Source organism: Anaerophaga thermohalophila DSM 12881, from assembly GCF_000191885.1.
GTDB classification, from domain to species: Bacteria; Bacteroidota; Bacteroidia; order Bacteroidales; family Marinilabiliaceae; genus Anaerophaga; species Anaerophaga thermohalophila.
Map to the genome: position 1 here is coordinate 25,751 of NZ_AEWI01000040.1, position 12,778 is coordinate 38,528.

General features: G+C 40.7%; 10 protein-coding genes and 1 tRNA gene. 7 read left to right on the forward strand and 4 right to left on the reverse strand.

Annotated elements, in window-relative coordinates:
- The first annotated feature begins 3 nt into the window (after positions 1 to 3).
- The 5 genes from ATH1_RS0112035 (at position 4) to ATH1_RS0112060 (ending at position 6,676) form a co-directional block, all read left to right on the forward strand.
- A complete protein-coding gene (locus tag ATH1_RS0112035; protein WP_010422088.1) occupies positions 4 to 2,238 on the forward strand; it encodes a RelA/SpoT family protein in 2,235 nt (744 codons plus the stop codon).
- Positions 2,239 to 2,905: 667 nt separating this feature from the next.
- The gene (locus ATH1_RS0112045) at positions 2,906 to 3,385 is read left to right on the forward strand and encodes a Fur family transcriptional regulator (RefSeq protein ID WP_010422094.1); all 480 of its coding nucleotides are present in this window, start codon (positions 2,906 to 2,908) and stop codon (positions 3,383 to 3,385) included.
- Between the two features lie 162 nt (positions 3,386 to 3,547).
- Positions 3,548 to 4,810 (forward strand): adenylosuccinate synthase, encoded by a 1,263-nt coding sequence (locus ATH1_RS0112050; protein ID WP_010422097.1) that lies wholly within the window; start codon positions 3,548 to 3,550, stop codon positions 4,808 to 4,810.
- A 155-nt stretch (positions 4,811 to 4,965) separates the two neighbouring features.
- A complete protein-coding gene (locus ATH1_RS0112055; RefSeq protein WP_010422100.1) occupies positions 4,966 to 5,406 on the forward strand; it encodes a threonyl-tRNA synthetase editing domain-containing protein in 441 nt (146 codons plus the stop codon).
- A 373-nt stretch (positions 5,407 to 5,779) separates the two neighbouring features.
- On the forward strand, positions 5,780 to 6,676 hold the full coding sequence (locus ATH1_RS0112060) for a nucleotidyltransferase family protein (protein ID WP_010422103.1): 897 nt from the start codon (positions 5,780 to 5,782) through the stop codon (positions 6,674 to 6,676).
- Positions 6,677 to 6,757: 81 nt separating this feature from the next.
- Here ATH1_RS0112060 and ATH1_RS0112065 read toward each other — a convergent pair.
- Both ATH1_RS0112065 and nth read right to left on the reverse strand, forming a co-directional pair.
- Positions 6,758 to 6,831 (reverse strand) — tRNA-Thr (locus ATH1_RS0112065).
- A 465-nt stretch (positions 6,832 to 7,296) separates the two neighbouring features.
- A complete protein-coding gene (gene nth / locus ATH1_RS0112070; RefSeq protein ID WP_010422106.1) occupies positions 7,297 to 7,947 on the reverse strand; it encodes an endonuclease III in 651 nt (216 codons plus the stop codon).
- A 966-nt stretch (positions 7,948 to 8,913) separates the two neighbouring features.
- On the opposite strand from nth, the gene ATH1_RS0112075 reads away from it, so the two are divergent.
- A complete protein-coding gene (locus ATH1_RS0112075) occupies positions 8,914 to 10,065 on the forward strand; it encodes an alkaline phosphatase (RefSeq protein ID WP_010422109.1) in 1,152 nt (383 codons plus the stop codon).
- Positions 10,066 to 10,275: 210 nt separating this feature from the next.
- Positions 10,276 to 10,923 (forward strand): SagB/ThcOx family dehydrogenase, encoded by a 648-nt coding sequence (locus ATH1_RS0112080; protein ID WP_010422113.1) that lies wholly within the window; start codon positions 10,276 to 10,278, stop codon positions 10,921 to 10,923.
- A gap of 61 nt (positions 10,924 to 10,984) precedes the next feature.
- Here ATH1_RS0112080 and ATH1_RS0112085 read toward each other — a convergent pair whose 3' ends face one another.
- Positions 10,985 to 11,776 (reverse strand): family 1 encapsulin nanocompartment shell protein, encoded by a 792-nt coding sequence (locus ATH1_RS0112085; RefSeq protein WP_010422116.1) that lies wholly within the window; start codon positions 11,774 to 11,776, stop codon positions 10,985 to 10,987.
- A 12-nt stretch (positions 11,777 to 11,788) separates the two neighbouring features.
- Positions 11,789 to 12,139 (reverse strand): encapsulin-associated ferritin-like protein, encoded by a 351-nt coding sequence (locus tag ATH1_RS0112090; protein ID WP_010422118.1) that lies wholly within the window; start codon positions 12,137 to 12,139, stop codon positions 11,789 to 11,791.
- Positions 12,140 to 12,778: the final 639 nt, after the last annotated feature.

The following is a 12,778-nucleotide window of genomic DNA, read 5'->3' on the forward strand; positions in this document are numbered from 1 at the left end:
AGTATGAGTGAAACGGTGAAAATTTCTGAAGAACAGGAAGTCAAACAATATTTCAACGAGCTTATTGAGCTTTGCCCCCGCTGCCAAACTGCAGAGGGACGTAAACTTATTCAAAAAGCCTTCGATCTGGCAAACGAAGCTCACAAAGGCGTTAGAAGAAAATCAGGGGAGTTGTATATTCTCCACCCGCTGGCAGTGGCCCGCATCGTTGCCGACGAAATCGGTCTTGGAGCAAAAGGAGTTGCAGCCGCATTGCTTCATGATGTCGTGGAAGACACCGATTATACCCTCGATGATATTGAAGGTATTTTTGGCGAAAAAGTGGCCGGAATTGTCGATGGTTTAACCAAACTCGATGGCGTTTTCGACCAGACGAGATCAAAACAGGCCGAAAATTTCAGAAAACTTTTACTCACAATGGTCGAAGATATCAGGGTCATCCTGATAAAGCTGGCCGACCGCCTTCACAATATGCGAACGCTCGATTCCATGCCCGAGCACAAACGTCTGAAAATCGCCGGTGAAACGCTGTATCTTTATGCTCCATTAGCCCACCGCCTTGGCCTTTACTCCATCAAATCGGAACTCGAAGACCTTGCGCTCAAATATGAGCATCCGAAAATTTATCAGGAAATATCATCTAAACTAACTGATTATCAAAACAAAACCAAGCACTTAATCACCCGTTTTTCATTGCCTATCATAGAACGGCTTTCCAGTGAAGGGTATGAATTTGATATAAAAGGAAGACCCAAGTCTATCTACTCCATCTGGCGAAAAATGCAGAAAAAGCAGATTCCTTTTGAGGAAGTCTATGACCTGCTCGCCATCCGGATCGTTTTCAAACCCAACCCGGGAATCCCCGAAAAAGCACAGTGCTGGACTATATATTCACTCATTACCGACATATACAAACCCAAACCCGACCGTCTGCGCGACTGGGTGAGCACACCTAAAGCAAACGGATACGAAGCATTGCACGCAACTGTTATGGGGCCGGAAGGCAACTGGATTGAAATTCAAATCCGTACCGAACGGATGGATGAAATCGCGGAAAGAGGCTTTGCTGCTCACTGGAAATATAAAGGTTCGAACGATAAAGAATCGGAACTGGACAACTGGCTGCAAAAAATAAAAGAAGTTTTGGACAATCCCGATTCCGATTCCCTTGAATTTCTCGATGATTTTAAGCTGAATCTTTTTAGCCAGGAGATTATGATTTTCACCCCGAAAGGTGATGTAAAAGTCATGCCCAAAGGTTCCACAGCCCTTGATTTGGCTTTTGAAATACACACCGAACTGGGCTACAAATGTATTGGCGCAAAAGTCAACTATAAGCTTGTCCCCCTAAGCTATGAACTCAAAAGTGGCGACCAGGTGGAAATCCTTACCTCCGAAAAACAAACTCCCAAATATGAATGGATTAACTTTGTAACAACAGCCAAAGCCAAAACCCGCATCAAGGATGCCTTTAAAAAAGAACGAAAGGTCATCATGCGGCAAGGTGAAAAAAAACTTGAAGAGGCACTTAATGAAAAGAAACTGACCACAAATGCTAAAATCCTGAAAAAGCTTCAAAAGTATTACAACCTTCCAAGTAAAGAAGAACTCTATTTTAAAATAGGAAGAGGAACCATCAATCTCGATAACCTGAACAAAATATTGAGTGACAAAACAGCGAACAAATGGGTACGATACTGGCGATTATCTTTCGGAAAAAATAAAGATAAATCGTCGATGGTCAAAAAGAAAACCGGTAAAGACGGTAAAAAAACTCAAATGGTAGTGTCGGATGATATGGAGGAAACCGAAGATTATACCATCGCTCCATGCTGTAATCCAATTCCGGGTGACGACGTAGTCGGATACCTCGACGAAGATGATAAACTGATCCTTCACAGCCGCAAATGCCCCGTGGCCATCCGCCTGATGTCCAGCCATGGAAATCGTATTGTCTCGGCCGAATGGGAATCGCATAAAATACTCTCATTTCTTGCCGTAATAAACCTTTCAGGCATTGACCAGATAGGAATAGTGAGCAAAATAACTAAAGTAATTTCGGAAGACCAGACTGTTAACATGCGCTCTATCCATGTGGAAAGCCATGACGGCATCTTCGAAGGTACAATATACCTATACATTCATAACACCGAAGACCTTAACAACCTTATTTTTAACCTCATGAAAATAAAGGGCGTACATAGTGTTACCCGCCAGGAACGAATGCACGGGAACTGAGAAGTGATTTTACAATTGAGGCTGAGGCTGAGGCTGAGGTTAAGGTTGAGGTTAAGGTTGAGGTTGAGGTTGAGGCTGAGGTTGAGGCTGAGGTTGAGAATTCACCACAGATGACACAGATTTACTCAGATTTAAAAAAGTAAAAGAGATGATTAGATTTGTAGATATAAGAGGGTAGATTCTTCGCTTCGCTCAGAATGACAGGAGCCCGGTGTCATTCTATGGAGGTAACGACGAAGAATCTGTTTCAATTAGGCTGAGGTTCAGGCTGAGGTTAAGAGTTCACCACAGATAACACAGATTTACTCAGATTTAACAATTATCAATAAGAGAGAGATTCTTCTCTTTCAGAATGACAGACTGTTTTACATGTCATTCTGAGGAGGAACAACGAAGAATCTGTTTCCTGTTACAACAAGTTTTTTTACCCGTTTTTTACCCTCCAAACATTTTTGGCCTTTGGAGAGGTTCTTCGCTTCGATCAGAATGACAGGAAGGCCGCTCTTGTCATTCTGAGGAGGTAACGACGAAGAATCTCTTCCTATTAACCAACCAACAAGCAACCTCATCAATCAGTCTCCTTAATTCAATTTGGTTTTATTCTAAATAAAATTTTTATCTTTGCACGTAAAAGGTTCATTTTGTTATATTTTAATTGGATCGAGCTATGAACAGGCCTTCAAATAAAGAAACGGTCAGACAAATATTCACGGAATATCTTCAGAAAAATGGCCATCGTAAAACACCCGAAAGATACGCCATCCTTGATGAGATATATTCCCGCGACGGTCATTTTGACATAGAGTCGCTCTATATATTCATGAAAAACAAAAACTACAGGGTAAGTCGGGCAACCCTGTACAATACCATTGATTTATTACTCGATTGTAAACTGGTAATCAAACATCAATTTGGGAAGAATATCGCCCAGTTCGAAAAAGCATTTGAGACAAAGCAACACGACCATCTGATCTGTACCAACTGTGGAAAAGTAACAGAGTTTTGCGACCCCGGCATTCAAGTAGTGCTGGACAATGCTTCAAAAAATCTGGAATTCACCGTTTCGCAACATTCGCTTTATGTATATGGCCTTTGCAAAGAATGCCGCGAAAAAGCAAGTAAAAACGAAAAGAAAAACCGGGGTTAGAAGGCTCAAAATCATAAAATAGATGAATTAATTAAAACAAATTCAGGTTTTACCGTTTTATTTATTTAATTTTACGCATCGGAATGTCGACCACATTGGTAGGCCTTCCGATTTTTATTGCTTTTAGATCAGACTCAATCATAAAAATCAAAGTATTACATAATGAGTGTTGATGTTCTTTTAGGTCTGCAATGGGGTGATGAAGGAAAAGGAAAGGTAGTTGACGTTCTGACCCCAAAATACGACGTTATCACCCGTTTCCAGGGGGGGCCGAATGCCGGCCATACTTTGGAATTTGAAGGTAAAAAATTTGTCCTCCATAATATTCCTTCCGGCATATTTCAGGGAGATAAAATCAATGTAATCGGCAATGGTGTTGTCCTGGACCCCATTATTTTTAAAGAAGAAATTGATGGTTTAAAAAAGCAGGGTATCGATCTGTCAAACAACCTCTTCATCTCAAAAAAGGCCCATCTTATTCTGCCGACACACCGTATCCTGGATGCAGCTTCGGAAGCAGCCAAAGGCAAAACCAGGATTGGCTCTACACTGAAGGGAATTGGACCCGCTTATATGGACAAAACAGGCCGAAACGGCATCAGAGTGGGCGATATTTTATCCGGTTTCGATGAAAAATACACTTCCCTTAAGGAGAAACACATGACACTAATCAGCATGTACGGTTTCGACTACAATATGGAAGAATATGAAAAAGGTTTGAAAGAGGGCATCGAAACTCTGAAACAGTTTACACTCATCAACAGTGAACATGAAATGAATCGTTACCTGAGAGACGGACAGTCCATCCTTGCCGAGGGTGCACAGGGAACACTTCTGGATATAGATTTTGGTTCCTATCCCTATGTTACCTCATCTAACACGGTATGCGCCGGCGCTTGCATAGGAATGGGAATCTCTCCGCGTAACATTGGCGAAGTATACGGCATCTTTAAAGCCTATTGCACAAGGGTTGGTTCCGGCCCCTTCCCTACCGAACTGTTTGATGAAGACGGAGAAAAAATGCGTAAAAACGGAAATGAGTTTGGAAGTACAACGGGTCGTCCACGTCGTTGTGGCTGGCTCGATCTGGTTGCACTCAAATACAGTGTAATGATCAATGGCGTCACCCAGCTGATAATGACCAAAGGAGATGTATTGGGTTGCTTCGAAACCATAAAAATTGCAACGGCCTATAAAACAGACGTAGGCATCATTAATGAATTCCCGTTCGAACTGCCTGAAAATCTTGAACCTGTTTACAAAGAAATGCCGGGATGGCATTGCGATTTAACCAATGTCAGAACAGAAAAAGATTTTCCCAAGGAATTAAAGAACTATATTAAATTCATCGAAGATGAACTCGAAGTTCCTGTTACTATCGTTTCTGTCGGCCCGGACAGAGAACAAATCATTGTAAGAAAGTAGATTGCTCGTTTCATGATTTTTCTATCACCTATACAGAAACTTCGGTAATGCCAATTTCTTTGACTAAAGCAACATAAATGAACAGCTGCTTTGCAAGTAAGAATATTTCCACAGTGAAAAATTTCGTCCGACCTTAAAAATCAAATTTAATAGTGATGAAGGTTCTCGTATTTTACACCAGACGATTTGCTTACAAGACTGCAGAACAAAACCTTTCTGATGAAGAAATTGCCTTGTTTTATCCCGGATCCAAAGAAATTGTCCACGAAGCAGAACATACAAATTGCATCACGGCATTTATACAGATAGAGGCAGAGGATGAGGAAAAAGGATTGAAAAGTCGTGAAAAGAAACTGGCCAACCATCTGAAATGGGTAGCACGAAAGAATAATACATCATCCATTTTGCTTCATTCTTTTGCTCATTTATCAGCTTCCAAAGCATCATTAAAATTTACGGCTGAACTTTTCCATGCTGTAGAGGCAAGGCTTAAAAACGGCAATTATGAAGCCTCACAAACCCCATTTGGTTTTTTCCTCGATCTGAACATGGAGGCACCAGGTTATTCCATGGCAAGAGTGTGGGGAGATTTATAAGAGTTTGGTGTTGAGCGTTGCGAGTTTGGAGTTAAGGCTGTATTACCCTTACCGCCAAAATACTCATCCCGAGGTAGGTTTTGTAAGGTTTAAAAAAAAATAAAAAGCACACTCGGGACTTCGGTTTTGGCGGCCACACAGGCATTGCAACTGGCACTTTATGAACAGACACATTTTAAGTAAGACACTTTCCCGACTTTATAGACTGGATAATATGGATTATCTCCGTCATATTGCTAATTTTGTGGTTCAACATCTAAAGATTGAAAAAATATTATGACACGAGCATGACAGGGTTTGTTACAAAAGAACATGTATAAAACCCAATCATGCGAGTTCCATCAGACCAATAACTTAGACTTATTTTATACTGATGAAACCAACACTCCTGATACTTGCTGCAGGCATGGGCAGTCGCTACGGCGGACTGAAACAAATGGACGAACTGGGCCCCCATGGAGAGTCTGTCATCGATTATTCGGTCTTTGATGCCATCCGGGCCGGGTTTGGTAAAGTTGTATTCGTCATCCGTCCTTCATTTGCGGAGGCTTTTAAAGAGCGATTCGAAAGCCGGTTGAAAGGTAAAATTGATACCGGATATGTCTATCAGGAACTGGACAACATCCCGGAAGGATTCAAGGTTCCTGAAGGTCGTGAGAAACCATGGGGAACCGGACACGCTATGCTCATGGCCAAAGATGTCATAAACGAACCATTTGCCATTATTAACGCGGACGACTTCTACGGGAAAGAAGCCTACCAAAGTGCTGTGAATTTCATCAATAACCATCCTGCAGAAAATGAATATGCCATGATTGGCTACGCCCTTAAAAACACATTATCGGAACATGGAACCGTTTCTCGCGGAGTATGTAAAACCGACATCAATAACTATTTGAAAGAAGTTACTGAAAGAACTAAAATAGGATGGGAAGATGGTAAAATCTATTTTTACGAGGGCAACCAAAAAACAGAGCTGACAGGCAATGAACCCGTCTCCATGAATTTCTGGATTTTTAAACCGTCTTTTTTCGACGAGCTTGAGAAAGGATTCATCAATTTCCTTAAAGAAAAAGGAGAAGAAAAAAAATCGGAATACTACTTTAATGTTTGCGCCGATGAACTCATAAAATCAGGCAAAGCCACAACACTCGTTATTAACACCGATGCCAAATGGTTTGGTGTAACCTACAAGGAGGATAAACCTATTGTTCGGGAAAACCTTAAGAAATTGATTGAAAAAGGCGATTATCCCGAAAAATTGTGGTAATGTCTGTGATACTCGTTTTATTAAAAAACATGAACCCCGCCTAAAAGTCTCTTTAACCCCAGACTCACCAACACAATATTGAGCCGGTGGGCGGATTTGAACCGCCGACCTGTTGTTTACGAAACAACCGCTCTGACCAACTGAGCTACACCGGCAAAAAAATGGGTTGAGACAAAATCTAACGGTCAATGTTCAGTTACCAATTCTTGCAGAAAGGCAACAAAGCCGGGCGGACAAATTGACCAATTAATGAATCAGGGTGGACACCAGCAACACTCACCCTTTCTGCAGACCTCCCTAAAAGAGGAACTGCCTGTCCCGCAAAATGAAACCCGGATATCAGAACTCACTCCCTATACCAGAGAATTCTGCCTGGTATCCCGCCTATTCTTATTTCAATAACGCTTGTAAAAATAGCACTTTTCGAAACAACTTTCACCCAAATTGTGCAATTTTCACACACGACAAAGAAATTGTAAGCTTTTCACCTCTCCAATTCGGTGAAAATCGACAATTTATAAGTCGGGGTGGATACCTAAGTAAAGCGCTTTTTTATTTCGTTCAAACCGCTCAACTCAGGTTTTATCTGTTTGTTCAAATAAATTCCTTTTCAGAAAATACTAATCCCCCACACCATTTTGCTTTAAATAATATTTACACCACATTTTCAGGCCGCATTGGTCGCATTTGGGTTTTCTTGCCAGGCAAACATACCTGCCGTGCAGAATTAACCAGTGATGGGCAATGGGAAGCAAATCTTCAGGCAAATATTTTATAAGCTGTTTTTCGGCTTCAATCGGAGTTTTGGCATTTACCGTTAGTCCAATTCGGGCAGATACTCTGAACACATGCGTGTCCACCGCCAGAACCGGCTTCTGATAAACCACGGATGCGATGACATTTGCTGTTTTTCGTCCAACACCAGGAAGTCTCTGCAGTTCCTTTACATCGTCGGGCACTTCACCATGAAATTCATCACGAAGCATTTTAGCCATCCCCACCAGATGTTTACTTTTGTTATTGGGATAGCTGCAACTCTTTATCACTTCAAAAACCTCTTCCGGTGTTGCATCAGCCAGTTCATTCCAGGTAGGCCACTTTTCAAAAACAGCCGGAGTTATCATATTGACTCTTTTGTCGGTGCATTGTGCCGACAAGATAACAGCTACCAGCAATTCAAAAGGATTGGTATATTTTAATTCGGTTTCAGCAACGGGCATATTTTCCTGAAACCAGGCAATAATATGTTTATAACGTTCTTCTCTTCTCATAGAATCAAATAAACATTAAATAAACTCAGGGCCATGACCCCATTTGCACCAACAAGTCCCTGGACAGACAATTCACAGATATATGTTCTGAGTGCAGTATAAAAAGCATATTTTTGTCAAAATCAAGGCGTTTTAAATTTTTGTACCGGAGTTAACTTACTGTTAATGAGGATGCAAAAATTTAAAACAACAACGAGTTTGGCAACAAAGATGCTTTTTAGACCGGGCTCATGTTCTTTAAAAAATTATCAATAGAGACAAACATAATTTAGGTGTATTTGACAAAGTTAAGCAAGCTTAAAAACGCAAACAAACTGATTTGAATTATAATCATAATTTATTAACAAACATTTTACCTTGATTTTTTGTTTTTACTACCAAAAAGCAACAATTTTAGGCTGACAAACTCAATGAAGATGATCAGTGGAAACCGCAAAATTTCAACTATGGATTTAGGTTGCTAAGTTGTTAGGATTGTTAGGTTGCTAAGTTGTTAGAATTATTAGGATTGTTAGATGATGTAATAACATATAACATTCTAACAAATTAACAAATTAATAACTTTACAAATTAACAAAAATAACAAGTTTAACAACTTAACAATACTAACAACTCTAACAACTTAATATCCGTAGTCGTAACAACTTACTAAATGTAAGATGAAATGAATTTAGACATGTTTACTACAATAAGAATTTGTATAAGTTCATACATGCAAGTTCCATTCGACTAATAACTTAAATAAATTATATACGGATGAAACGAGCATGACAAAGATTGTCACAAAAGAACAGTATAATTAACCTCTAATCATCTAAGAAATCAAAGACAGGTAACAGATTCTTCGTCGTTACCTCCTCAGAATGACATTAGACAGTCTGTCATTCTGAGAGGAGCGAAGAATCTAAAATCAATTAAAGCATAATAAATTGCATCATTCCAATAACTTAGACTAATTTTATACGGATGAAATCAAAAATATTGTCATTGCTGTTGTTCTTTTTCATAGCAATTGGAGCAACCGGCCAGGAAGATTACAAAGACAAAAGAAATCTCAAAGAGGCTTTTATTAACAATCAGAAGCATGAGGTTGTAAAAATCCCGGAAGTCTCTTTCCCCCAGGGGCAAAAACCAAAAAACATTATCCTGATGATTGGTGACGGAATGGGAACGGCTCAAATATTTGCAGCCTACACAGCCAACGGAGGCAGACTTAATATTACAAATATGCCATATTCCGGATTCATTACCACTCAGAGCTCAGACAATTATATTACCGATTCGGCTGCCGGAGGTACAGCATTTTCAGCAGGAGAAAAGACATACAACGGGGCCATTGCAGTCGATGTAAACAATCAGCCGCTTACAACTATTCTCGAATATGCAGAACAAAACGGCTTATCGACAGGACTGGTATCATCGTCGGCTATCACTCACGCCACGCCTGCCTCTTTCATCGCTCACAACGAATCACGAAACAACTACGAAGACATAGCTGCCGATTTTCTGAAAACCGATATTGATATATTTATTGGCGGTGGTAAAAGTTTTTTCAATGAGCGTGAGGACCACAGAAACCTCCTCGAAGAATTGGAAAACAAAAACTACCGGATTTTCAACTCACTTGAAGAAGCTTCAGAAACCAATGATGCACCAATGGCCATATTAACAGCTCCAAAGCACAACCCTCGCTGGCCGGAAAGAGGAGAACTTATTCCCGAAGGTACGGAAAAAGCAATCAAAGTACTTAATAAAAACGACAAAGGCTACTTCCTGATGGTGGAAGGTTCTCAAATTGACTGGGGAGGACACGAAAACAACACGGCTTATATCGTTGAAGAAGCGCTTGACTTCGACCGGGCAGTTGGTAAAGCTTTAGAATTGGCTTCCAGTGACGGTGAAACATTGGTCATTGTTACCGCCGATCATGAAACCAGTGGCATGTCCATTAACAGTGGCGACTTTGAAAAGGGAGAAATCCATGCCAAATACACTACCGGCGAACATACCGGAATAATGGTGCCTGTCTTTGCTTTTGGTCCCGGGGCCGAACATTTTACAGGTGTTATGAAAAACACGGATATTTTTCATAAAATGTATCAACTCTTCGGTTTTTAATTTCCTCTCAGGAATTTAGATAAAAACAGGCAGAAGGCAGTAGCACAGGCCAGAGAGCCGGGAGCAAAGAGCCGGAGAGCGAAATTTAAAAATGACACCATAAAAACCAATCGACTCACTGAACCGGGGCATTTTTTCTGTCCCGGTTTTATTGTTTTTAATCCGAAAACTTATATATTCGTCCAAGAATAAACTCAAAATCAAAACGCTATGAAAAAATTTTTTCTGCTCTCCGCTTCAATCTTCATGATTACCGTGGTTTCGTTCGGGCAATCACAAATCATTAAGCTTCCCGCCCCTGACAAAACCGGCGGGATGCCACTCATGAAGGCCCTGAATGAGCGACATAGCAGCCGCTCATTCAGTCGGAAAGAATTGTCTAATCAGCAACTATCCAATTTATGCTGGGCGGCCTGGGGTTACAACCGTATCGACGAAAAAAAGCGAACTGCACCTTCATCTTCGAACAAACAGGAAATGGAATTATATGTGGTGATGCAAGAAGGTGCCTATTACTACAACGCCGAAAAACATCAACTGGAACTAATAAAGGCAGGAGACCTTCGCGCTTATTGCGGAAAACAGGATTTCGTAGCAAAAGCGCCGGTTAACTTTATTTATGTAGCCAATATGAAAAAGGCAGGAGTGGAAAATCCGGATGACATTACACCCGAACATTTAATGACTTCGCATGCCAACACGGGCTTCATTGCACAGAACACCTATCTGGCTTGTGCTTCGGAAGGCCTTATATGCGTTGTCAGGGCCTGGATCGACAAACCTGCTCTGGAAAAAGCCCTGGGGCTGTCTCCTTTTCATAAGGTAATTCTGGGACATACTATTGGGTATGGTGAATAATAGTTATCCCAGGCAGGAAGGGCATTCCCCTTCCTGCCTAATAGCAACCAACCACACAATCCTACTTCAAAACAATCACCGCGGCAGGATCAACCACCTGGAAGGTGAAAGACTCGGTAAAATAAAGCTGAACCGTTTTCTGGTTGTGCGATTCATAACCAATAGAGATGTCCTGTCCTATTACCATTTCAAAGTCACCGCCACGCTCTGAAACAAGATAGGCATCATCAATATAGGGAGCCATAATTATGGAGCCACCCAAAAGACTCTCGACCCGTTTCCGCAAAGGATAGCCTTTACCTGAAGAATTGAACCGTTGCCACAGTTCAGTATTTAATACCAGGGAATAAGGTCCTTCAATGGAACCTGCTTTCAGTTTAGCAATGCCTTCCGAAATTACACTGATGATTTCGTCATCATCATTGGACAAGGAAAGCGGATCATAATCAGAACATTCTTTGATACCCTTTATATTGCCAGGTTTAAAACCATTGTAAATCGCATCCTCTTCAAAACGCGCGAGCTTACGGGCTGCCTCTTCCATATTGTCAAGGTCGATATCCTTTGCACCTCTTGCGATATTATCGAGTTCCCAAATATTCAATTCAAAAGGAATACGGGTTTCTATAAGCGGTAAAACCTGGTGTATCCCGTATTGCACCTCACCATTCTGTCCTTTCGGAACATCTACCCGCCCCAGTGAAAGCGCCGGGAAATCCCATCCTTTAGGTCCTTCAACATCCACAAACTTACGGGCCGATAGTACAGAGGTGAGTACTTCAACAGCACTTTCGTTAATCTCTTCCCATGCCTTATCGCATATAGGAGCCATTGATTTTCTTAAAATATCCATAGTTATCCTCTTTTATTTTTTGATTTTTCCAATTCCTAAAGAATCCGAACTTCCTGCATTACCACCGCCTTCTTCTCCTTCTTCCAGTTTGGTAATATCGCCTTCTGTAAACAAGTAGGTACGTAACTCCTCGTCCCAACCCGGCATATTCCTGCGAAGCCATTCAATGGTCATACATGCGTGCTCAATCTCTTCATCCCTGTTGTGAGCTAAGATGTTTTTAAGTGATTCATCCTTAGTAACATCAACCCGCTGATGATACCAATCGATGGCTTCAATCTCCTCTTTCAAACTATTCAGTGCTCTTGAAAAATTTCTTGCCTCTTGCGACAGTTCTTCTGCCGGTTCATGATAATTTGACATAGCTTTTCGTTTTTATTGATTATTTTATCACTATAAAAATTGTAAAATTTATTGGTCGAATCCAAATACAACCCATCTTTGTCAGCCAGACCACGATAAAAGATTTCAAGATGCTGACTTTGAGATTCTTCACTGTGTTCAGAATGACAAAAAACATTCATTCCTTTGACTTTTAGGACAGTCTCAAATTGCACACTAAAAATTAATACATTCTTCGTGTGGAAATCATAGTCATGCTTGTTTCGTCTTACATCTTATGAGCCCAGTCTAAAAATCTATTATTGCCACCTTTGTCATACTCGCTTCTTACCTTAAGAAACAACATTGTCTAACCCAAAGATAACAATTTTGAACAGAAATCAAGGCTTTTCAGGTGTTTTAACAAAAATTTCTTAATTCTCCTGCGGTAACCCAAATTCTTGCAAACAAGCGGTCGTCCGGCTATGCCGCTTTGCTTTGCAAAGAGAGTCGGGCGGAGCGATTCTGCTTCCCGATTTTGACCGGGCATTTAGAAAATATAAGGCTTTCATCAGTATAAAATTAGTCTAAGTTATTGAAATAATGCAACTTATTATGCTTTAATTTACATAAGATTCTTCGCTCCGCTCAGAATGACAGACTGTCTAATGTCATTCTGAG